This window comes from Flavisericum labens, assembly GCF_045446075.1.
GTDB lineage: Bacteria > Bacteroidota > Bacteroidia > Flavobacteriales > Flavobacteriaceae > Flavisericum > Flavisericum labens.
Genome location: NZ_JBJJBQ010000007.1, coordinates 1 through 22,611, shown reverse-complemented (window position 1 = coordinate 22,611; position 22,611 = coordinate 1). Strand labels below are relative to the sequence as shown.

The 22,611-nt window shown below is 34.6% G+C and carries 27 protein-coding genes; 10 read left to right on the top strand and 17 right to left on the bottom strand.

Annotation, left to right across the window (positions count from 1 at the left end; genetic code table 11):
- Positions 1–157 precede the first annotated feature (157 nt).
- The 3 genes from ACIEHO_RS11890 to ACIEHO_RS11880 all read right to left on the bottom strand — a co-directional run bounded on the left by ACIEHO_RS11890 (position 158) and on the right by ACIEHO_RS11880 (position 2,073).
- Positions 158–586 (bottom strand): FKBP-type peptidyl-prolyl cis-trans isomerase, encoded by a 429-nt coding sequence (locus ACIEHO_RS11890; protein WP_406971958.1) that lies wholly within the window; start codon positions 584–586, stop codon positions 158–160.
- A gap of 188 nt (positions 587–774) precedes the next feature.
- Positions 775–1,398, bottom strand: coding sequence for a hypothetical protein (locus tag ACIEHO_RS11885; RefSeq protein WP_406971956.1), 624 nt, complete (start codon positions 1,396–1,398; stop codon positions 775–777).
- Positions 1,399–1,515: 117 nt separating this feature from the next.
- Positions 1,516–2,073 carry a DUF4251 domain-containing protein gene (locus ACIEHO_RS11880; RefSeq protein WP_406971954.1) on the bottom strand — a complete coding sequence of 186 codons (558 nt, stop codon included), beginning with the start codon at positions 2,071–2,073 and terminating at the stop codon, positions 1,516–1,518.
- 118 nt (positions 2,074–2,191) lie between these two features.
- Here ACIEHO_RS11880 and ACIEHO_RS11875 point away from each other — a divergent pair, with 118 nt between their 5' ends.
- Positions 2,192–3,010, top strand: a complete 819-nt coding sequence (locus ACIEHO_RS11875; protein WP_406971952.1) for a DUF1853 family protein — start codon at positions 2,192–2,194, stop codon at positions 3,008–3,010.
- A gap of 20 nt (positions 3,011–3,030) precedes the next feature.
- On the opposite strand, the gene ACIEHO_RS11870 is transcribed toward ACIEHO_RS11875, so the two are convergent.
- The 8 genes from ACIEHO_RS11870 to ACIEHO_RS11835 all read right to left on the bottom strand — a co-directional run bounded on the left by ACIEHO_RS11870 (position 3,031) and on the right by ACIEHO_RS11835 (position 9,881).
- Positions 3,031–3,414 (bottom strand): hypothetical protein, encoded by a 384-nt coding sequence (locus ACIEHO_RS11870; RefSeq protein ID WP_406971950.1) that lies wholly within the window; start codon positions 3,412–3,414, stop codon positions 3,031–3,033.
- 74 nt (positions 3,415–3,488) lie between these two features.
- Positions 3,489–3,911 carry an OsmC family peroxiredoxin gene (locus ACIEHO_RS11865; protein WP_406971948.1) on the bottom strand — a complete coding sequence of 141 codons (423 nt, stop codon included), beginning with the start codon at positions 3,909–3,911 and terminating at the stop codon, positions 3,489–3,491.
- A 12-nt stretch (positions 3,912–3,923) separates the two neighbouring features.
- A complete protein-coding gene (locus ACIEHO_RS11860; protein ID WP_406971946.1) occupies positions 3,924–4,754 on the bottom strand; it encodes a dienelactone hydrolase family protein in 831 nt (276 codons plus the stop codon).
- 100 nt (positions 4,755–4,854) lie between these two features.
- A complete protein-coding gene (locus tag ACIEHO_RS11855) occupies positions 4,855–5,901 on the bottom strand; it encodes a glycosyltransferase family 9 protein (protein ID WP_406971944.1) in 1,047 nt (348 codons plus the stop codon).
- A 90-nt stretch (positions 5,902–5,991) separates the two neighbouring features.
- The gene (locus tag ACIEHO_RS11850; protein ID WP_406971942.1) at positions 5,992–6,837 is read right to left on the bottom strand and encodes a DMT family transporter; all 846 of its coding nucleotides are present in this window, start codon (positions 6,835–6,837) and stop codon (positions 5,992–5,994) included.
- Positions 6,827–7,741, bottom strand: a complete 915-nt coding sequence (locus ACIEHO_RS11845; protein WP_406971940.1) for an EamA family transporter — start codon at positions 7,739–7,741, stop codon at positions 6,827–6,829. The genes ACIEHO_RS11850 and ACIEHO_RS11845 overlap by 11 nt, the downstream gene beginning before the upstream one ends.
- 27 nt (positions 7,742–7,768) lie before the next feature.
- On the bottom strand, positions 7,769–8,221 hold the full coding sequence (locus tag ACIEHO_RS11840) for a cold-shock protein (protein WP_406971938.1): 453 nt from the start codon (positions 8,219–8,221) through the stop codon (positions 7,769–7,771).
- A gap of 100 nt (positions 8,222–8,321) precedes the next feature.
- Positions 8,322–9,881 (bottom strand): DEAD/DEAH box helicase, encoded by a 1,560-nt coding sequence (locus ACIEHO_RS11835; RefSeq protein WP_406971936.1) that lies wholly within the window; start codon positions 9,879–9,881, stop codon positions 8,322–8,324.
- 213 nt (positions 9,882–10,094) lie between these two features.
- Here ACIEHO_RS11835 and mgrA point away from each other — a divergent pair, with 213 nt between their 5' ends.
- Positions 10,095–11,108 carry an L-glyceraldehyde 3-phosphate reductase gene (gene mgrA / locus ACIEHO_RS11830; protein WP_406971934.1) on the top strand — a complete coding sequence of 338 codons (1,014 nt, stop codon included), beginning with the start codon at positions 10,095–10,097 and terminating at the stop codon, positions 11,106–11,108.
- Between the two features lies 1 nt (position 11,109).
- On the opposite strand, the gene ACIEHO_RS11825 is transcribed toward mgrA, so the two are convergent.
- Genes ACIEHO_RS11825 through ACIEHO_RS11815 form a run of 3 tightly spaced genes read right to left on the bottom strand, consistent with a single transcriptional unit; the run spans position 11,110 to position 12,555 of the window.
- Positions 11,110–11,292 carry a T9SS type A sorting domain-containing protein gene (locus ACIEHO_RS11825; protein ID WP_406972218.1) on the bottom strand — a complete coding sequence of 61 codons (183 nt, stop codon included), beginning with the start codon at positions 11,290–11,292 and terminating at the stop codon, positions 11,110–11,112.
- A gap of 14 nt (positions 11,293–11,306) precedes the next feature.
- Positions 11,307–11,846: a hypothetical protein gene (locus tag ACIEHO_RS11820; protein ID WP_406971932.1), complete on the bottom strand. Its 540-nt coding sequence runs from the start codon at positions 11,844–11,846 to the stop codon at positions 11,307–11,309.
- 34 nt (positions 11,847–11,880) lie between these two features.
- The gene (locus tag ACIEHO_RS11815; protein WP_406971930.1) at positions 11,881–12,555 is read right to left on the bottom strand and encodes a hypothetical protein; all 675 of its coding nucleotides are present in this window, start codon (positions 12,553–12,555) and stop codon (positions 11,881–11,883) included.
- Between the two features lie 578 nt (positions 12,556–13,133).
- On the opposite strand from ACIEHO_RS11815, the gene ACIEHO_RS11810 reads away from it, so the two are divergent.
- Positions 13,134–13,268 (top strand): hypothetical protein, encoded by a 135-nt coding sequence (locus ACIEHO_RS11810; RefSeq protein WP_406971928.1) that lies wholly within the window; start codon positions 13,134–13,136, stop codon positions 13,266–13,268.
- 70 nt (positions 13,269–13,338) lie between these two features.
- Positions 13,339–13,896: an ExbD/TolR family protein gene (locus ACIEHO_RS11805; RefSeq protein ID WP_406971926.1), complete on the top strand. Its 558-nt coding sequence runs from the start codon at positions 13,339–13,341 to the stop codon at positions 13,894–13,896.
- Here ACIEHO_RS11805 and ACIEHO_RS11800 read toward each other — a convergent pair whose 3' ends face one another.
- Together ACIEHO_RS11800 and ACIEHO_RS11795 are read right to left on the bottom strand one after the other, a co-directional pair.
- Entirely contained in the window at positions 13,897–14,295 is a 399-nt protein-coding gene (locus ACIEHO_RS11800; protein ID WP_406972216.1) for a 3D domain-containing protein, read from the bottom strand.
- 70 nt (positions 14,296–14,365) lie between these two features.
- A complete protein-coding gene (locus ACIEHO_RS11795) occupies positions 14,366–16,342 on the bottom strand; it encodes an alpha-ketoacid dehydrogenase subunit alpha/beta (RefSeq protein ID WP_406971924.1) in 1,977 nt (658 codons plus the stop codon).
- 137 nt (positions 16,343–16,479) lie between these two features.
- On the opposite strand from ACIEHO_RS11795, the gene ACIEHO_RS11790 reads away from it, so the two are divergent.
- From ACIEHO_RS11790 to ACIEHO_RS11765, 6 genes are all read left to right on the top strand, one after another.
- Positions 16,480–17,430: an isopenicillin N synthase family dioxygenase gene (locus ACIEHO_RS11790; protein WP_406971922.1), complete on the top strand. Its 951-nt coding sequence runs from the start codon at positions 16,480–16,482 to the stop codon at positions 17,428–17,430.
- Positions 17,431–17,467: 37 nt separating this feature from the next.
- On the top strand, positions 17,468–17,797 hold the full coding sequence (locus ACIEHO_RS11785) for a translation initiation factor (RefSeq protein ID WP_406971920.1): 330 nt from the start codon (positions 17,468–17,470) through the stop codon (positions 17,795–17,797).
- A 4-nt stretch (positions 17,798–17,801) separates the two neighbouring features.
- Positions 17,802–18,743: a DUF1835 domain-containing protein gene (locus ACIEHO_RS11780; RefSeq protein ID WP_406971918.1), complete on the top strand. Its 942-nt coding sequence runs from the start codon at positions 17,802–17,804 to the stop codon at positions 18,741–18,743.
- Positions 18,733–19,602 carry a nucleoside phosphorylase gene (locus ACIEHO_RS11775; RefSeq protein ID WP_406971916.1) on the top strand — a complete coding sequence of 290 codons (870 nt, stop codon included), beginning with the start codon at positions 18,733–18,735 and terminating at the stop codon, positions 19,600–19,602. Before ACIEHO_RS11780 ends, ACIEHO_RS11775 begins: the two co-directional genes overlap by 11 nt.
- A gap of 12 nt (positions 19,603–19,614) precedes the next feature.
- Entirely contained in the window at positions 19,615–20,475 is an 861-nt protein-coding gene (locus tag ACIEHO_RS11770; protein WP_406971914.1) for a substrate-binding domain-containing protein, read from the top strand.
- Positions 20,476–20,544: 69 nt separating this feature from the next.
- Positions 20,545–21,768, top strand: a complete 1,224-nt coding sequence (locus tag ACIEHO_RS11765) for a 3-oxoacyl-[acyl-carrier-protein] synthase III C-terminal domain-containing protein (RefSeq protein WP_406971912.1) — start codon at positions 20,545–20,547, stop codon at positions 21,766–21,768.
- A gap of 135 nt (positions 21,769–21,903) precedes the next feature.
- On the opposite strand, the gene ACIEHO_RS11760 is transcribed toward ACIEHO_RS11765, so the two are convergent.
- A partial coding sequence (locus ACIEHO_RS11760) for a MopE-related protein (protein WP_406971910.1) occupies positions 21,904–22,611 on the bottom strand: 708 nt, incomplete at its 5' end.

The window sequence follows — 22,611 nt, the reverse complement described above, 5'->3', positions numbered from 1 at the left end:
ATTCTATAATTTTAAGGTTATGTAAAACATTATTGATTTACTTAAGATAATTTAATGTAAATCATAAAGGTTTTTTGCCGCAATCCATGCAAAAATTGTTTCAATAAAAACGCCCTAGCAAAAGCTAAGGCGAATTATAACATGTTATGGTGTTTGCTTATTTAATAGCAACCAATTCTAAATCGAACACTAAGTCTTGACCAGCCAATGGATGATTGGCATCCACAATAATGTAATCGTCGTTTACTTCGGCCACTCTAAATTGCTGTTCGCCACCATCAGGTCTAGAACCTACTAGGGCCATGCCTACTTCAGGTTTAATACTTTCTGGCAGTTGTTCTTTTGCTACTTTTTGAAATAATTCTTTATTTACTTCACCATAAGCTTCGTCTTTAGCTATGGTGACTGTTTTCTTTTCGCTTACGGCCATATCAACCAATGCTTTTTCAAACCCAGGGATAAGCTGTCCTTGGCCCAATTGTACTTGTAACGGCTCTCTTTCTAAAGAGCTATCGAAAACCTGTCCGTTTACTAATTTTCCAGTATAATGTACCTCAATGGTATCATTTTCTTTTACTTTACTCATACTATTTGTTTAAATTATAAATTCCTGCAAAGGTATGGTTCATAATATAGTTGAAAGAATAATTTTGGAATTCTTTGGAGGTTTTTGATACTTTAATGTGTTAATACTGAACAAAACACACTAAAAAGCAATAAAAAATGCCAAAACTGATTCGTTTTGGCATTTTACTTTATAAGATATATTGAATTCTAATACTCAACGTTTTCCTCACCTAATATAATATCGCGATGAGCGACAAACAAGCCTTCTTTTTTGTCAAGTTTTAAAATTCTATTCGGGTTGGTAGCTTCAATTTTTTCGCGACACTTATCTTTTAATAAAGGATCGTTATCAAAAACAAAACTTTCAATAGCGTACTCTGGTTTACCTGGTTCTTTTAAAATAGGTAAAATTTGTCTTAACTCATTGCCGTAAATATATGAACCAGGAACAAAAGTGTAGAATGTATATTTACCATCGGCATTGGTTCTTATCCAGCCTCTATGGTGAACATAACGTTTTTTATTCTCACGTTTTAACTCAAAATTACCATCTTCATCCGCTTGATGAATAAAAAGCAACACGCTTTTAGCAGGAGTTACACCATCACTTTCATAAATAGTACCTGTTATTTTCAATTTAGTTGTTCTCGATGAAAAATCTGGAATAGTATCAACATTGTTCAACTTCTTTTCAGAATAATCGTAAATAGGACTTCGCTTCTTGAAGTTTGAAGGTTTTTCTTCTGAAATCTCTGCTGTTTCCTGTGCATGAACAAGTTGGTAACTGCTTAAAAACCCAACTAGAATAACAAAAGTGAATAATTTTTTCATGGGACATAATCATTAATTCATTCAAAATTAAACAACTAAGGCCGTTGAAATAAATAAAATCGTTTGAACTATTATTTTTTACGATGAATAGATAAACTGCATGTTAAAAAAGAAAATCTACTCTTCTTCAATTTCTTTAGAAGGTATAGCCACTCCCGAATACCTAATCGGAAATCTGCCCGTACCATTAAGCACCATATCGGTCTTTAAGCTGGGCGAAATGGTAATGAAAACGCTAAAACTTTCCTGATTGCTACTAGCATTAAAACTGACGTTATAGCCGTATTTTTTATTTTTTTCAACTTTATAATTATCTACCAAACCTTTAAACTCAATGGCCGTATCAGTGCCTCCATAGGCTATTTGCATTTGGCGTTCTCCAAAATATGGCAGGTGTGAGCTAATACTATCACCATCTATTTTTAAAAAATTATAGTTGCCCACTAAATTTATACTACTGGCGTTATCTCCTGGCGGCAATATGCCCGAGTTCAAAACGCGCTGCATAGCCATGGTGGCTTGAGGGTAAGCCCAATCAGATTCAATTTTAAAATGTCGTTGGTTAATCAGTTCGTTCAATGCTGCCATCTCAGCATCAGTAGGTGGGTTTTTTGAAGCTCCGCAAGACAGTAATGTTAGCATAAAAATACTCCATATTAAAATTTTAATTTTCATAACATTATTTTATTTCTTCTTGTAAATTACAAAATGTGTTCCATATTTTGTATTCAATCGTTTGCATTTTTAAGGTCTCTTGAAACTTCTATTATAAATTGCCGTATTTTCGTTTTTCATGGATTTAAAACAAAAGGAAATACAACTGCAATTTCAAGGCTTTTTAAACACGCCTTTCCTTTGGGAAAAGCATGATGTTTTTGGGCTGGAACAGATTGAACTGCACCAAACACCCGATTTTATTTTTAACGAAAAACTATCTGATAATTTGCGGTTGGGGAAACGAGTAGAACGTTTTGTAAGTGCCGAATTGAAAAATAATGACACTATTATAGTATATTGTGAAAATGTCCAAATACAAAAAGAGAAAACCACTTTGGGCGAGATGGATTGTATTTTGAAACAGGAGCAAATTCCTATTCATTTAGAAATTGTCTATAAATTTTATCTCTACGATCCAACGGAAGGAAACGAAGAAATACAGCGTTGGATTGGTCCTAACCGGAACGATTCGTTGGTGAAAAAGATTGACAAATTAAAAAATAGGCAGCTTCCCCTACTCTATAATCAACACACCAAACCTCTCTTGGATAAGTTAAATATAAAAGTAAAAGAGATTAAACAAAGGGTGTATTTTAAGGCACAATTGTTCTTGCCGTATCAATCGGATGCTATAATTTTTTCTGCTTTAAATCCTGATTGCGTAAAAGGATTTTACATTCATTTTTCTGAATTGAAGCGGTTTTCAGATTGTAAGTTTTATATACCAACGAAATTCAACTGGTTGATTGAACCAGTTAGCCAGGTCGATTGGATGAATTACAGCTTATTTTATGAAAATATGCAGGTTTTATTTGAGAAACAAAACTCCCCTCTGTGCTGGATAAAATTTAAAAATGGTGAAATAAAAAAGTGCTTTATAGTTTGGTGGAACTAAAAGCACTTTTGTTTTACAACTTATTTTTTAGCCTTAGTTTGTTTGTCTTCAACAATTTCCAGAGGCTGAATTATAGGTTTAATCTTTTTGTAAAGATTCAATTGTGGCCTCGTAAGTATGTTGGCCATTTCACCTGTTTCTGTTATTCGCAGTTTGTATAGTAAATCTAACATTTCTTTGCCAGAAAACTGCTTTCTAATATCCTTTTCACGAATTAAAAACTCTTCTACTTTTTTCTGAAACAGTAATGGTTGTTTACCATTTAATGCCAGCTCACTATTATAAATTTTTGTGAGCTCCTTTGCCGTTTCTTCAATCGTTTCGTTGTTTCTCTGAAAATACGGGTCTTGTGCCTGTAATTGAAAAACTAGCAGGAATACTAGTGTACTTATTAAATATTTCATTTGAATTCTGATGTTTTAGGTTTACTATAAAATAATAATTACACTACAGAAATTCAAATTCTTATACATCGAATTTAACTATCTAAAGTGACTTTCAATTCAATATTAGCATTCAATAATTTTGAAATTGGGCATACTTCTTTAGCATTATTTGCTATTTCCTGAAACTTGTCAGAACTAATTTTTGGAACATCCCCCGTTAAATCGAGTAGAACTTTAGTAACGCTACCATCTTCAAAAGTTACTGTGGCATCCACATTTAAGCTGTTGGGTATAAAGTCTTCCTCGCCTAGCAGAAAGCTAAGCTGCATAGCAAAACAACCAGAGAGTGCAGCACCAACCAATTCCTCTGGATTGGTACCTTTCTCTCCGTTTTCAAATCTTGTATGAAAGGAGTATTGGGTATTTTCTAATACCTTACTGCCTGTGGTGAGCGTTCCTCCACCCTCTTTACCGCTTCCTTTCCATTCGGCATTGGCTTTTCTTGTAAATTTCATATTTATTATTTTTTAATTAAACGTTTTATTTAGTAAGTTCTTTAAAGCCTCCCAGGATTTGGCATCCGCTTCGGCATTATATTTTAATGGTAAATTGAATTTTTCGCCCAAAGCATCGGCTCCTTTACTGGTAAACGCATGTTGTGCTTCTGGGAATTCCATGTATTTGTAGTCTGCATTAATACTATCCATGGCAATTTTAAATGCTTCAACACTTTCCTTTGGGATAAACGGATCAGAACCACCATTGGCTATTAAAACCTTTGCTTTTAATTTATTATTTGGCATCACGGGCAATTGAACGCCACTATGGAAAGCAGCTACCGCATCTATATCTTTTCCGGTGTTAGCCATGGTCAATGCCATACTTCCACCAAAGCAATAGCCAATTACGGCTATATCTTCTGGGTTTACAGATGGGTCGTTTTTTAATACGTGTAAAGCGGCATCAAATCTTGCAGATGCTAAGGGAACATTGTTTCTTAGCACACCAGAAAATTTTCCAGCATCTTCTGGGTGTCCCGCTACTTTCCCATCGCCGTACATGTCGATAGCCATAGCCGTATAACCTAATTCAGCAAGCATATCGGCGCGTTCTCGTACATAATCGTTATGACCCCACCACTCATGAATTACAATAATACCTGGTCGTTTTTTGTTTAAGTTTTTATCGTGAACAATGTAGCCTTTCATTTGTATGGAATCGCTACTGTAACTCACTTCGTGGGCTTCAAGTTCAATCTCTTGAACTTCAATTTTTGGTGTTTCGGTCGATTTTTTTTTGTCTTTGCATGAAGCCAAAACACCGCATAATGCCACTAGAACTAAAAAAATGTTTTTCATTTTAAAATGCTTTAATGTTTTCCTCATAAGGATATGTAACTTAAAACATTTTAAAGTTTTATCAAAATAAATCGGTTTATAAATAAGTATATATGGAGATTTACTTAAGAATAGTATCTATGGCAGTCATCCAATCTTCAATATTTGTTTGATTGGTATGCAAGGCCAAACTACCATTACCGTAAGGGCCATAAACATCTGGATTAGTTTGTGAAAAGAAACCCACCGTTGGGGTTAACGAGGCGCTGGCCAAATGCATAACACCGTTATCGGCGGCAATAAAAATAGAAGTATTCTTTATAATAGCGCCCATTTCACGAATGTCTTTACTGTAAAAATGTGGTGCTATAAAATTGATTTTTGAAATGTTTTCGATGGGTAGCATTTCAATGATGTTATACTTCGGATATTCTTTAAGCAGCCTACTATAAAATGTTTCCCACCATTTTTCGGAATAGCACTTACCGCCAGTCGCATTAGTATATATGCAAATGGTTTTTTTGTCATTCTTGGTAACCTTGTCTAAAATTAATTTACCGTTGGCTATTTCCTCGTCATTCAATTTGATGTCCAAAACCGGCAAATCACCTTCGTTATAAGGTAGTCCGATTTTTCCCAAAAAATATCTGAGATTGTAAATGGGATACTTTGAAATATGCATGTAATCATCATGCTTTTCGGTAATACTTTCATGTACATCTCCAAAAACTTTTAATCTAGCCCTTGATAATGATGTCAATAGCCGCCCAGAAGATGAGTTTTTATCGCCATTAATAACCAAATCGTAACGTTTGGCCTTTATTTTAAACCAAACAGCCAAATATTTTATAAGGTTGCTGAAGGGTTTTTTTGGTAATTTGATAATTTGATGGATATTCTTATAATTTTGAAAAACGGGATGTGCGACACCACCTTTAACAAACAAATCGATTTCGCAACCAGGAAATGTTTCAATAACTTCTTGTACGATTGGGGTTAAAAGCAATTGATTCCCTAATCGATGATTGGGGCGTACAATCATTACTTTCTTTATATCTTCAACCTTCACTGAACCTTTTTCAGGTTCTTTATATGAGCTTCCAACACCTTTTGTAATGTTATGCATTATCCGTCTTCGAATACTGTTTACGCGCGCTGAAACTTTCATGTTTTTAAATAGTGGTTATAAAAATCGAACAAAAATACGAATACCAAAAATTTTTGACAAGAGTAAATATTTTGTAGTCCGAATGCCTTTTTATCTTTTAAACTTAGATTTATACCATACATTGAGCACCATACCAACAATAATTAAAGTTATGCCCAAAAGGCTCCAAAAGGTATAAATTTCGTTAAACAATGTTATGCCTATAATAGTGGTGAAAATGACTTCAACATACTTGATGGGAGCAATTATATTGGTAGTTGCGGTTTGAAAGGCTTTGGTCATAAAAATTTGTCCGAAATAGCCAAAAACCCCCAAACTAAAAAGGAATATCCACTCTGTGCCTTTAGGTGTCACCCAATTTCCAATGGAGAGCACCCCTCCCAAAATAGTGGCAACAACCATGAAATAGTTTACAATTACAACGGGGTGTTCACTTTTCCCAATCTTACTGATAATCACATAAACCAAACCACTTAAAACGGAAGCGATTAGTACAAGAGTAAGTCCGTAGGAATTCAACTCCTTATCCAATCCTTTTAGCACCAAAACCCCTAAAAAAGATATAACGAAAAATACCCATTGCCAAGGCCTAACGTGTTCACGTAATAAAAAAACAGCAAAAATAGCAGCAAAAATGGGTGCGATGTAGCGCAACGAAACCGCTGTGCCAACCGATAAATACTTTACAGACATAAAAAACAACAGCATGGAAGTTGCTCCGGTAATAGACCGCAATATGAGCAGTGTATTGTTCTTTCCAATGATGGGAATTTTGTTCTTAATTAAAAACCCGAAAGTGAAAAATAACGAACCCAAAGACCTAAAAAACACAATTTGATACGAATTAACCTCGCTTAAGTGCTTAACCGTAGCATTCATGCAAGCAAACGCCATAGTACTGATTAACATGTATTTAATGGCTTTCTTAACGTCCAATACCTCTAGGTTTTATAACGCGGTTGGTATTGATAAAATAAACACCTGTGAGTAAGATGGCTGCAGCAACAATAGATTGCGTTGTAATGGTTTCATCTAAAATATACCAACCCAAAATTAATGCGATAATAGGATTTACATAAGTATTGGTAGCCACTTTTTCTGGAGAAACTTCCTTTAAGAGAAAATTAAATGCTGTAAAAGCAATAATGCTTCCGAAAACTATAAGTAGCAGCATGGCCCATTGCACTTTAGGGCTCCAAATTAATGGTGAGGACCAAGTTTCACCCAAACAGAAGCTGGCTATAGCTAACATCATTCCACCGGATAGCATTTGATAACCAGTATTCACAAAAAAGTTTGAAGGTAAATTGGCCTTACCAACAAATAAACTGCCGTAAGCCCAGCTAATCATGCAAACAAAAATCATGAGCATACCTATAACCTGCCCTTCTTGACTAATGAGTTGTTTTTGACTTACCAGTAGATAAATACCAATAAAACCTAAAACTACTCCAATGTAGGCCATGGCGGTTATTTTTTTGTCCTGGATAAATCGCATTAAAATAAGAACCACCAAGGGCTGCGCAGAAATTTCTAAAGCAGCAAAACCACTGTCTACAAACTTTAGTGCCCAAACCACTACCCCATTACCGAAGGTTAGAAACAAAAACCCGGCAATAATCGTATTTTTTAACTGTTCTTTACTTATGGAAATATTAACCTTTAAGAGCTTAGCAATAATAAAAACAAAAATTCCTGCCGCCAAGAAACGTATGGATGCCAGTTTTAAAGGCGGTAATTCTGAAACGGCTATTTTATTTAACAGGTATGTAGAGCCCCAAATAACATAAATTGCAAAAAATGCTAATGCGATAGTTATGCTTTTTCGAGGTATTCCCATAAATTTTTATGAAAACTAATCGATAGACTAAATCTTCTTGACATTAACCGCATTCATTCCTTTTTGGCCACGCTCTAATTCATAAGTTACCTTGTCGTTTTCTTGAATTTCGTCAATCAAACCTGAGACATGAACAAAATACTTTTCTTGGTTGATGCTATCTAAAATAAACCCAAAACCTTTTGAATGGTCAAAAAACGATACTTTACCTTCTTTTGCAGCGATTTCTTCTTCTGGTCTATCTTCTTTTTTAGGAATACCTACTTCAATGTTTTCAGCCTTTATTTTTTCACGCATAGAAGGATCGGGAGGCGTATCGGTTAAATTGCCATTAAAGTCTACATAAGCAAATTGGATGCCTTTTGGGTTTTCCTTAGCTTCGGCGCGCCGAGCTTCCTTTTTCTTTTGCTTTTCTTCCCTTTTTTTTAGGCGTTTTTTTTCCTTTTCAATTTTGTTAAATGTAGTCTGTGATTTTGCCATAGTTTATAATTACCAGAATTTTTAGTGGATTAAATATCCTGCAAGATACTCCTTATTTTTAATGCTATAGCTATAAAGTGTCGCTAAAATGCTAGAATTATTAATCTTCTGGCGGATAACCATGGATTTCTTCAAAAACTTCGTCAAAATTAGAGCGTAAGTACGAATTTAGCTTCTTTCTATAATCACCCTTTAACCATTCCACAAAATTATAGGTGCTTTTACTAATACATTTGGTGTAACGACCTATTCGAAAGTCGATATCGTCACCTAACATTTTTGCAAGTGCCAAGGCATCATAAACATCTTCGCTGTTTTCAATACAAATTTTGCCGTGCTGCGCAATGGAGCGTTCCAAAACCACTTTTGAAGATTCACCATTTCGAATAGAATCCACATACGTTTTTTGAACATCAAAATAGACTTCTTCAGATTTTGAAAACTCGGCGCGCAATTCATCTGGCATTTCATACCTGAAATTACTTTCAAGTTCCTCATCACTTAGAATGGCGTCCAGATAATATGTTGGCGATTTAAAAATACGCTGCCAATCTAAATCGTCGCCCCATGGACCAAATCGATGGAAATTGTTTCCAAGGTCTATTACGGTAAACGCCTTTTTATCTTTTAAAATACGTGAACCACGACCAATCATTTGATAATAAAGTGTCAATGATTTGGTTGCACGGTTTAAGATGATACTTTCCACCGAAGGCTCATCAAAACCAGTGGTTAATATACTTACCGAAGTTAAAATAGCTCCAGGTGTTTTCTTGAACCATTTTAAGATGAGCGCACGTTCCTTTTTCGTATTGGTATTGTCTAAGTGTGCTATGGGGTAACCAGCCCTTCTGAAGGTATCGTAAACATGCAACGAGGTGGTAATACCATTATTGAAAATTAATGTCTTTTTATTTTTCGAACGTTCTTCATAAGCCTGCATTAACTTAGAAAGCATGTCGTCGGCCGTATATAAATCTTCCGAAGATTTTACTGTGTAATCCCCGTTGGCGCCAACTACAAGCGATGTTAATCCCACATTATAAGTAAACATTTCGGCGCGTGCCAAGAAACCATTTTCTATAAGCGATTCTATGCTTTCACCAACAATCAACTCATCATAATTATCGGTCATTGGCAGTTCAATGCTAGAACTTAATGGCGTTGCCGTAACACCCAAAATAAACGACTGACTAAAAAATTTAAACAGTTTTGTAAAGGAGTTGTAATGGGCTTCATCTATAATTACAAGACCAATATCCGATATATCCAACTTATCATCATTCAACCTATTGTTTAATGTTTCAACCATGGCCACAAAACAGCTATAGTCCGCTTGGTCGCTTAAATCCGCTTTACTATCCACCACCTTGTTTAAAACCCCGAATTCTGTCAGCATCCCAGATGTTTGTTTGCATAACTCAATCCGGTGGGTCATCACCAAAACTTTCTTTTGGTGATGTTTAAGATATTGCCTAACTATTTCTGAAAATATAACGGTTTTACCTCCTCCAGTTGGCAACTGATATAGCAAATGGTAATCGTCTGGCGATTCTTCAAAGGCCGTAAATATTTTATCAATAGCGCCTTTTTGGTAACTGTATAGCTTTTTCCCTTCTGAACGTTCTTCTAACTCTAATTCTGCTTTGGTAATCGACATACTTTAAATTTTGCAACGTGCAAAAATAACATCTTTAAAGGGTTTATCAAGTATGTTCGTATTAAAATTATTAAGTAATATTAACAATTAAACTTAAATATGTTGTTTTTAAGTCCTTATGTAAACCTTCTAAAAATTTAATTTTTTATTAAGGACAATAAAATCGCAAGCTCTGTTTAAATTTATATTTTTACAAAAACAAATTCAACTTTCATGGAGATAAACGACAAATCTGAAGTAAAAAATTATTTAGCAGATGCCAAACGCTATGATTCCATGGCATATAATAGAACTGGGAATAGTGGAGTGCTTTTACCTGCTTTATCTATCGGTTTATGGCATAATTTTGGGTTTGTTGATTGTATTCAAAACGGACGAGATATTTTACGAACCGCGTTTGATTTAGGTATTGTTCATTTCGATTTAGCGAATAATTATGGACCGCCATATGGTTCGGCTGAAGAAAATTTCGGCACTATTTTCAAGAAAGATTTCAGACCTTACAGAGACGAGCTTTTTATTGCCAGCAAAGCGGGTTACGATATGTGGCCAGGGCCTTACGGTAATCTTGGCTCTCGAAAATATTTGATTGCCAGTTTAGACCAAAGCCTAAAACGAATGGGGTTAGATTATGTTGATATTTTTTATCACCACCGTCCAGACCCCGAAACGCCTTTGGAAGAAACCATGGGGGCATTGGCGGATATCGTTCGTCAAGGAAAAGCCCTTTATGTAGGCATTTCTAATTATGGACCAAAAGAAACAGCGGAAGCCGCAAAAATTCTAAAAGCGTTAAATGTGCCTTTTATACTGCACCAAGCTCGATATTCAATGTTCGATAGATGGGTGGAAAATGGACTTCTAAATACCTTAGAACATAATGGTGTAGGTTGTATTGCGTTTTCTCCATTAGCCCAAGGTATGCTTACTGATAAATATTTGAATGGTATTCCTGAAGGTTCTCGGGCGGCAAGAAATTTAACGTATTTGGAAAAAGAAACGGTTTCCAATAATCTGGATAAAATTCAGCGGTTGAATGCTATGGCTCAACAACGCGGACAAAAACTATCGCAAATGGCCATTTCCTGGATTCTAAGACAACCACAAGTGGCTTCTGTATTGCTTGGAGCAAGTTCTTCCAATCAGTTGAAGGAAAATGTGAAATCGCTTGAAAATTTAAAATTTACTGAAGATGAGTTAAAATTGATTGATGGAATTGTTGGGTAAGCTATTTAATAAATTTTTTAGTTACCGAACATCCTTCATCATCTTTTATCAAAAGAAAATAAAAACCTTTTGATAAGCTTTCAACATTTACAGATTCGGTTATCAAGTTTCCCGAAATTTTCAGCTTACCAAGAAAATCATAGATTTCGATGTTATAGTATTTTGAATTGTTTGAAGAAGAAATAAATAGTTTGTCCTTTACGGGATTGGGGTAAATAGAAAAATAGAAAAATAGAAAGCTGAAGAAGTTTTTTTGGTATTTAAAGTGTTAAAATAATAGCGTGCATAATTATCATCGTAATCGGTAATTATTAATTCCCTCGGTTGGTCTAAGTTTTCTTCAATTAACTGATATTCAAATTTTGTGCCTTCACTAATATCAGCCTGAAAAAATTGAGCAAAATCATTGTCGAAATTTTCAACGTAATCCTCCACAGGAATGCAACCGCCTAATGTCGAACCAAAGCCATAAAAAGTAATTTTTGAGTTAGCAGAATCAATTAAAACATCGCCAAACCAAGTATCGCAAACCCGAGTACTAAAATAAGCATTTACATTATTTTTCGAGGTAATTTCGGTTATTATTGGGCCTCCATCTGCTCGTATAGGTCTGTTGTAATTTTCAGAATTAAAATGTAAGTGAATCAAGAACCAATTGCCATTATCAATATCAGGTTGTTGAGAAAACCCTAAAAAAGTAATGAGTAAAAAAAAAATTAATAAGTAGTTGTTCCTCATGGTAAGAAATATTTACACTAAAGTAATAAAAATATTACTCCTTAACAACAATAACCGTAGCCTTTACACCAGTAGCCAAGTTCCATTGGTTATGTGAAACTACCATGCCTTTATCATCAATAACTTTAAATTCTGCTGTATTGGGGCCAGAATCGCCTTGGTTTAAAGCCACAAAATCGATTTTATTAAAACCTTTTTGTAAATCGAGTTTAAAACCACTGTAGCCTCCATTTAAAAACACACGTGCTTTAACCACATCGTCGTTTACGCGCACCTGAATCATATCGCCGTCGGTATAGCCATGGTCGCGATACACTATGTTCACAAACTTAGCTTTACTTTTAAAGTCACCAAAATATTGGTCGGTAGTACTACCATTCCTAGCCTCGACCTCTTCTTTACTGAGTTTTATATTTTCAATATTTTTTTCAATTTGCTTAGTATAAAGCTCACCTGGATTTCTAAACTTTTCTTCAGGAAACATAGAAAATTCCTTTTTGGGCATTTCTAAATTTGGGGTAACCTTTGGCATGTTCATTCCTAATTCCTCTTTATCAATAGGTGTTGATGGAGTTAAAGGACTAGAATCAACCGAGTCGTTTTCAGTTTCTACAGCAGGAATTGCCACAGATTTCTTTCTGCTATCAATTTGAGATTGGGCCGATAGCGTTAAGAAAAGTAATGACACAAATAAAATATAAGGTTTCATTAATCTTATACGATTTAGGTTTCGCGGGCTAATATTCAACTCCAAAGATATTTCTTTCTTTTAAATTGAAGTACCCTATTGCACGTTTTATGAAGATTTTAGCAATAATCGTACCTAATTAATTTTGTTTTATGATTATTCAATTTTTATGACTTTATCCCTTTAATATGTTAAAATATGTTAATTTATTACTATGTTATACATAGTACTGTAACAAAATTAATCTTTGGTCGTCTATTTAGTATAATCAAAAAACAACAATTATTTATTAATCAATCAAAAATTAAAATCATGAGAACTTTAAACAACAACCAATTATCAGGAACTTTAAATGGTACCAAAAGCCATGAGTGGAACACAAAAAGACGTTACAGATAAGTTTATACTTAACAGTCTTATTTTATCAATCAATTTAAAATCAATCAAAAATTAAACAGTCATGAGAACCTTAAACACTAATCAATTAACAGATACCACTAATGGCACAAAAAGCCATGTATGGAACAACAAGAGACGTTACAGATCGTAACGTCTTTTTCCTCCTACTCTTTCATCAATCAAAATTTAAATCAAAAAAAATGAAATCCATCACCAAAATATCACGACGATTAAACATCATCACCAAAGAAAATCTTTATACAAGTAAACGAATTATAGATTTTCGGCTTCTGAGTACAACCCTTTGGAAAGGCGCTAAGCGTTACGCCCATTAATCTATAAATTAATCATTTACGGTATTATTTTTGTGATTTAAGTTTTTATTAACAGTTAAAAACTATAATCATGAGACATTCAAAACTAATTCCAGAGGTCAATGCGGGCTCTATGGCAGACATTGCCTTTTTATTACTTATTTTCTTTTTAGTAACTGCCACTATTTCTTCGGATGAAGGTATTAACCGAGTCCTTCCAGAGGAATGCCCTCCAGGAGTAGATTGCAGCAGTATTAAGTTAGAGCGCAATATTTTACGTATCGAAATTAACAATAATGACGAAATCATGGTTGAAAATAACATCATCGCTATTGAAGATTTAAAAGAGATTACCAAACAATTCCTAGACAATAACGGTGATGGCACCTGTAAATATTGCCATGGAATACAGGTTATTGATGCGTCTGACAACCCTAAAAAGGCAGTGATTTCCCTTCAAAATACAAAACAAACAACTTACGGAACCTACGTTGCCGTTCAAAATGAATTGACAAAAGCCTACTATGAATTACGTCAAGCTTATAGTATAAACGTACTTAAAAAAATTACCGACGACCTATCAAACGAAGAACTGCAACAAGTAAAAGGAGCTTATCCTTTTATACTTTCGGAAGCGGAAACCAAATAGTTAATCGGTTTTAGGAATTCCGAATTCTATGCAAACACGCTTTTTGCCCCAATTTTTTGCCGCCTTAACATCAATGCCCATGTAAATATCGATTCGGTTTACCCATTTAGAATGCATTTTGTCTTTAACCCAATAAATTCCTTTTAGACCTTCAATTTTTACTGGAGTATTGTGCTTTAGACCTTTATAAAGTAAATTTCTAGAAACAGCGATGTAATTCATCCCAGGCTTCAGGCTATCGCCAAAAGCTGTGATGTTTGGATTGGAGTTTGTTTGATAAGCCAAAGAATTGTAAGCTGTTGCGGTAACATTAACAGAATCCCAAATATATTGTTCCTCAAAACGTTTTTCCGAACTTTGACAACTAAAAACTATTAATGCAACTATGATTATTAATATTCTCAAATCTTTATCTTTTTTATTAAAGATATGAAGAAAAAACAACTTCATATATATTGAAAGTACCGGATTAGTAGGCTAACAATTCCAGTATAGCGCTTTCAAATGTATTTTTAGAAAGGTATTGCTGCTCTAACTGGCTGGCAAAAGGAATGGGCGTTTCTAAACTGGCTACACGTTTTACGGGAGCATCCAAATACTCAAAACAATGCTCCATGATTAAAGCTGAAATATCACTGGCTATTCCACCAAATAGTGAATCTTCTTGAAAAATGATGCACCTCCCCGTTTTTTTTACCGACTCATAGATTGTTTTAGTATCCAAAGGTTGTAGCGTCCTTAAATCAATCAGTTCAGCCGAAATATGAAGGTTGTTTTCCAATGTTTCTATAGCCCAGTGCACGGTAGCCCCAAAACTAATAACAGTAATTTGACGGCCTTCTTTTATAACGGAAGCTTTTCCGAAAGGCAATGTGTAATAACTTGAGGGTACATCTTGGCGTACACTGCGATATAAACCTTTGTGTTCAAAAAACAAAACAGGATTAGGGTCGTTAATCGCAGTTGCCAATAGCCCTTTGGTGTCGTAAGGAAACGCAGGATAAACCACTTTTAACCCCGGTGTTTTGGTGAACCAAGCCTCATTGGTTTGTGAGTGAAATGGCCCAGCTCCCACCCCTCCACCACATGGCATTCGGATGACCACATCGGCGTTTTGCCCCCAGCGATAATGGGTTTTAGCTAAATAATTGACAATAGGATTGAAACCAGAACTTGCAAAATCAGCAAATTGCATTTCCACGACACTTTTCATTCCAGCGATGGAAAGGCCCATGGCTGTCTCAATAATTCCAGATTCACAAATAGGTGTATTTCTAACACGGTCTTGGCCAAATTGCTCAACAAAACCTTCGGTTATTTTAAAAACACCACCGTATTCAGCAATGTCCTGACCCATAATAATTAAATCATCGTGCTGCTCCATGCTCTGTTTTAAACTTTCAGAAACGGCATCAACAAAACGAATTCCTTTTAAATCTAAACTTTGCTTAACTTCTTGATATTTAAACTTTTGAAAAACATCATTCAACTCATTAGTTTCATTAAATAAAATAGAGTCTTCTCTAAAGGAAACTTCTAAATGTTCGTTAATTTCATCGGAAACGGAGGTCTTTATAGCATCATCTTCGTCGTCATTCAACAGGTTATTTTGCTTTAAAAACCGCTCAAAATTATGTATTGGGTCTTTAGCTTCCCATTCATCTAAAAGTGGTTGTGGAACATATTTAGTGCCACTCGCTTCTTCATGCCCGCGCATTCTAAAGGTTTTAAATTCGAGTAAAACAGGGCGTGGTTTTTTGCGAACACTTTTAGCAATTTCTGCTACTTTACTATAAACTTCTAAAATATTATTGCCGTCTATAATATGTGATTCTATGCCATAGCCCAAACCTCTATCAGCCAAATTTTCACAGTTGTATTGCTCATTTGTTGGTGTTGACAAACCGTATCCATTATTTTCAATACAGAATAAAACGGGCAATTGCCAAACCGATGCTATGTTTAGCGCTTCATGAAAATCACCTTCACTGGTGCCTCCCTCTCCTGTAAATACCGTTGTAACCTGATTTTTGTTTTTCAATTTTGAAGCCAAAGCAATGCCATCGGCCACACCCAATTGTGGGCCCAAATGCGAAATCATGCCCACAATTTTATACTGTTGTGTTCCAAAATGAAACGACCGGTCCCGTCCTTTTGTAAAACCTGAAGCTTTGCCTTGCCATTGAGAAAACAATCGGTACAACGGAATTTTTCGTGTAGTGAACACCCCCAAATTTCTGTGCATGGGCAAAATGTATTCATCATTATGCATAGCCATGGTAACACCCACCGAAATAGCCTCTTGCCCAATACCCGAAAACCATTTACTTATCTTTCCCTGACGCAATAGGACCAGCATTTTCTGCTCAACCATTCTTGGCTTTAGCAAATTTTTGTAGAGCTCTAGTAAGATGGGTTTATCAAAATTATAAGTAGCGTAATCCATACTTCATTTTAACTATTGTCATTACCAAATATACCATAAAAAGACCAATCACTTCTAAAACTTAAGAGTTGTATTGTGCAACAAATTTTACAATGTTTTTGTACATTTGTTATAATCACAGCTAAAAAATAATCCCAATGAATTCTATACCAAGTGTCAATTTAAAAGACTTCATTTCTGATGACTACCAAAAAAAGCAAAATTTTGTTGATGCCATTGGTAAAGCATACGAAGAGATAGGTTTTGTCGCTCTAAAAGGTCATTTCTTGAATGATAAATTAGTTGAAAACTTGTATAAAGAGGTTAAGGATTTTTTCAATTTGCCTTTGGAAACGAAACAAAAATATGAGATTCCTGGAATTGGTGGTCAACGTGGTTATGTTTCTTTTGGAAAAGAAAGTGCCAAAGGAAAAAAAGAAGGCGATTTAAAAGAGTTTTGGCATTTTGGACAGTACGTTGAGGGTAATGACAAGTTAAAAGCGGAATATCCAGAAAACGTTACAGTTGAAGAACTTCCAGAATTCAATGAAATTGGAAAGGAAACATACAAAATGCTCGAAAAAACCGCTAAATATGTATTACGAGCACTAGCCATACATTTAGGGTTAGAAGAAACTTATTTTGATGAATACATTCATAATGGAAATTCTATTCTTCGTCCTATCCATTATCCTCCCATTAAAGAAGAGCCTAAAGCAGCCGTGCGTGCGGCAGCACATGGCGACATTAATTTAATTACGCTTTTAATGGGTGCGCAAGGTAGAGGTTTGCAGGTTCAAAACCACAAGGGTGAATGGATTGATGCCATTGCGGAACCTGATGAACTCATGATTAATGTTGGTGACATGCTATCCAGACACACCAACAATAAACTTAAATCGACCATCCATAAGGTAATCAATCCTCCAAAGGAACTTTGGGGCACTTCGCGCTATTCCATTCCGTTTTTTATGCATCCCATTAGTGAGATGAAGCTTGATGTTTTAGATGAATGTGTGGATGAAAAACACCCAAAACAATTTGAAGATATTACGGCCGGTGAGTTTTTAAATGAACGATTAATGGAACTCGGCCTTGTTAAAAAATAGCGCATCATGTCGATATAAACATTTCAACTAAATTAAAATGGATTTAAAAGACCAATTGAAAAACCTGTTTCCAGAACATGTTGAAGAAAAAACCATTTCTGAAAATAATGACCAACCTAACATTTGGATACAAGACGATCCCATAATTTGCAAATACGAAAAACGAAAAGGGAAACCAATAACCATATTGGAAGGCTATAATGGTGCCCAGGAAGATTTTAAAATTTTAGCCAAGGAAATTAAAACTACACTAAGTGTTGGTGGTTCTTTCAAAAATGAAAAAATCATTATTCAAGGGGATTACCGAGATAAAATCATGGAAATTCTTGAAGACAAAGGGTTTAAGGTAAAACGTGTTGGAGGTTAGGGCTATGGATAAAAAACCGCTTCATATTACCAACGGCAGTATATTAACCAAACTTTTGAAAGAATTAGAGGTTGAAGGCGAAATTTTAACGTGGGAAGAAATGTTATGTGAGGGCCCAACCATCGAACACATTGATTCTGAAGAATTTTTAAAAATCAGGCACTCATTTTTAAGCGAGTTTTACGATGTTGAAGTCAACACCAAAGAGGTTAAAGAGGAATTAGATAAGCTGAATAATTCTGAGAAATACTCAGAGATTGTACTTTGGTTTGAATACGATTTGTTTTGTCATATCAATATGATAGCGATAATTAGTCTCATTCGGCAAAAGAAAATAGACCTTCCCATTTATTTAGTTTGTAGTGGTCGTGTTGAAGGCAGCAAAGGCCTTAAAGGTTTGTCTGAGCTATCATCACAGCAGCTTTCAGCACATTATAAAGAAAAAACATTCTTAAAAGTGGAAGATTTAGAACTGGCAGTCACCGTTTGGGGTATTTACTGTGGTCTCGATCATAATTTATTGAAACCTTTTATTGTAAAATCATCATCGTTTGATTATTTGAGTAATTGCTTAAAAGCACATTTAAAAAGGTTCCCAGATTCTCATGACGGGTTGAATACTCTCGAGCGTAATATATTGGAAATCATAAACAAATACAATATCTCTTCAAAAAACCATTTATTGGGCTATGCCTTGAACTACCAAGGTTTTTATGGCTATAGTGATCTTCAATTATCGAGAATTATAGATCAACTAGAAGTGTTTTACATCATTAATGACGACGGTATAGAACTAAACAGAAACGGCCATGAAGCATTATTGGCCAAGCACAATTTTTCTCTTGACATTGACAACAATATGGTTTTTGGCGGAGTTAAAAAAATGGATTTTTTATTCAGTAAAAAGAAAAACAAACTCATAAAATCTGTATTTAATGCCAATTAGAGAATCTGAGCTTATTTTGAATTCAGATGGCAGTATTTACCATTTAAATTTAAAACCTGAAAACATCTCAGACACCATCATTTTTGTTGGTGATCCAGACAGGGTACAACACATTACCAAGTATTTTGATTCCATAGAATTTGAAACCCAAAAAAGAGAGTTCAAAACACAAACAGGTCTTTTTAAAGGCAAACGGATTACCGTGATTTCTACTGGCATTGGGTGCGATAATATTGATATTGTTTTAAACGAATTAGATGCCCTACTTAATATTGATTTAACAACCAGAAAACTAAAAAAAACACTCACTAGTCTAAACATTATTAGGGTTGGCACATCTGGGTCACTTCAAAAGGATATTCCAGTAGATTCGTTTGTTTTAAGTCAATATGGTTTAGATTTAAATGGCATGCTACATTTCTATCAGATAGATTCTATTAAAAACCCAGATATTGAACAAGCTTTTATTGAACAAACTAATTGGAGTTCTGAAAAAGCAAAACCAATTGTCATTAAAAACAGTTCTCTACTAGAGAAAAAACTAGAGAGTGATAAGACTTTTAAAGGAATGACTGCTACTGCTGCTGGTTTTTATGGTCCGCAAGGGCGGGTTTTAAGATTACCTGTTCAAGATCCTGAGCTCAATCATAATATGGATACATTTAGTTTTAATGGTTTACGTGTTACCAATCTTGAAATGGAAACATCAGCAATTTTTGGGCTGGCTAAACTCTTAGGGCATCACGCAGTTTCCTTAAATGCTATTATTGCTAATAGGGCTACAGGTGAATTCAGTTTAAATCCTGGTGAGGCAGTAGAAAACCTAATTAGTTACACTCTTAACAAAATTGTAGAATAGAAAGGTTGACATATGGTTAAAGTAAACATTGGTGGCGTACCAGAACATTTCAATTTAGCTTGGTATTTAACCCTGAAAAATGAAGAATATAAAGACGAAGGTATCAATTTAAGATGGCATGATTACTATGAAGGTACTGGTGCTATGTGTAAAGCTTTAAGGGACAAAGAGATTGATATTGCCATTATTCTTACTGAAGGTATCATTAAGGATATTATAGCGGGAAACCCAAGTAAAATTGTGCAAACATTTGTGCAAACTCCACTTATTTGGGGTATTCATGTGGGCGCAAAGTCTAACTATAAAACGGTTGAAGAATTAAAAGGTACCAAGGCTGCTATTAGTAGATATGGTTCTGGGTCTCATTTAATGGCATATATCAATGCTGAAAATAACCATTGGGATTTAGAAAAAGATTTAAATTTTGAAGTTATTAACAACTTATACGGTGCTGTTGAATGTTTAACAAATGGTATTGCTGATTATTTTATGTGGGAAAAATTTACCACAAAACCTTTGGTTGACAATGGAACTTTTAGAAGTGTTGGTAACTGCCCATCCCCGTGGCCATGCTTTGTTATTGCGGTAAGGGAAGATTTTATTGAAAATAAAACAGACACTTTAAAAACTATTCTAGATATTATCAACAATACAACTCTAGATTTTAAAAACATCCCGCGTATTGATAAAATGATTGCTAATAGGTATGAACAACAATTAGAAGATGTTCGAGAGTGGTTAAGCTTAACGGAATGGTCTCAGGAACTTATTGATGAGGAAACCATAATGAAGATTCAAAAAGAACTTTTTGCACTTAACATTATTCCCGAGAAGGTGAGTTATAAAAAGCTAACTTATAATTTGCGCGATTAAATATCAATACTTTAACTTCATAATCTTGATTGAATTGCTTAACTTTGGAATAATGCGCTAATTGCTATTATGATGAATGACATTATCCTCTCTAATTTTCATCCCATATTAGTTGGGAAAATGATTGATCAAAAACTAATTAATCAATATACGAAGTTTTTATATCATTTTTTCCAAAATTTCAAATTACAAAAAGAAAAACATTTAGAATTAAATCAAAAAGAAATTAGCTTTAAAGAGGTATCAGATCATGTAAATAAATATGCCATTCCTTCAAAGAATATCGAAAAGCGTCAGGTATTACTTTTTGATGATATAGAGTCTTTTATAGTAAATGAGATGCAAAACACCACGCCATCAAATTATATTTTTCCTAAAGGATTTGAATTTCTGCCAGATAGTCACTACGGACCTAAAATTGAGATGCGCATGGATTGGTTCAAAAAAAAATTAGGCTATGTATTTGATAAATTCTATGAATACACTCCCAATAAACCAGAAAATATAATTCATGTAACTTGTTCAGGTTATTCCTCTCCAAGTTTAGCTCAGGAAGCTGTAATAAATAGAGATTGGAAAGATGTAAATGTTACTCACTCTTATCACATGGGTTGTTATGGAGCTTTCCCTGCTATTAGAACAGGATCAGGCTTATTATCTTTAAGCAAAATTAAAGGTCGTGTTGATATTATACATACAGAATTACTTTCTGTCCACTTAAATCTTACAGAGTATTCACCCGCAAATACTATGATTTGTTCTTTGTTTTCTGATGGGTTTATTGGTTATTCTTTGTATGACGAAAACTTATTTTATAAAGAGGGTATTAAAAGTAATAAAGCAGGATTAAAAATTCTAGCCTCCCATGAAGTAATAATACCTGATAGCTTAGAAGACATGACCTGGGACTTAGGAGAATATAGTTTTTTAATGACCTTATCTAAAAGAGTTCCTGTTTTTATTAGAAAAAATATAAAAGAATTTGTGGTGAATATGTGCAATAAAGTAGGTTTAGATTTTGAAGCTGAAAAGGATTCCATATATTACGCAATTCATCCTGGAGGACCAAAAATAATTGATTATGTAGTTAAGGAATTGAAAATTGACAATAGTAGAGCACATTGGTCTTATGAAGTACTAAAACATAATGGTAATATGTCTTCAGCCACTGTGCCTCATATATTTAACAAAATTATTAATGACCCCGAGATTAAGATAAACACCAAAATTATTGCCATAGCTTTTGGCCCTGGACTAACAGCTACTGGACATTTACTTGAAAAAGTAGCATAGGTGCATCTTCTAAATAAAGAATATATTTTTTACATGTTCTGATATTTTATGACCTATCCCAATAAAACTTCGATAAGGGTAAAATAGAATTACTTAGGATTAATATAAGTACATATGGTTAAACTATAAAATGAATTAAAACTTAACTAGATACTTTATAATTCTTCCATGGTTAATACTTGATGAAACCTGAATTACATAAACCCCTTGGTTAAGATATTCTAAATTTGTTATGGTTAGCCTATTTTTATCTATTGTCATATCTTTTCTTAAAATAACTCGACCGCTTATATCGTATAACACTATCTGCAGTTCAAGACTTTTATATTCATGAGACAATTCTAAAATTATATTCGATCTAAAAGGATTCGGTTTAATGATTATATTTTTTAAATCAAATGTTTCTATACTTAATGGATCATCGCAACCATCTGGAACACCATCGGAATCAGAATCAATAGTATCATCAAATCCAGGGCATAAATCGTTACAGTCTAGGACGCCATCATTATCACTATCGGTATCGGCCAAACCACAGCCACAATCACCCGGTTCTATTTTAGTTGAATCATTTGGACAATTGTCCATACAATCTAGTGTACCATCAGTATCAGAATCCATCTCCTCTACCGGTATTCCATCAGTACAGTCATTATCCTTGCCATCACACAGTTCTGGAGCTCCTGGGTAAACCGTACTGTCTCCATCATTACAGTCCGTGTTATTACCAACATAGCCCGAAGGTTGGCTATTTGCTGTTTGATCCACACTGGAGTTACCGAAGGTATCCCCATCACTGTCCTGGTACCAGGTCCTTAGATCGGAACCATCACAGTCCTCATC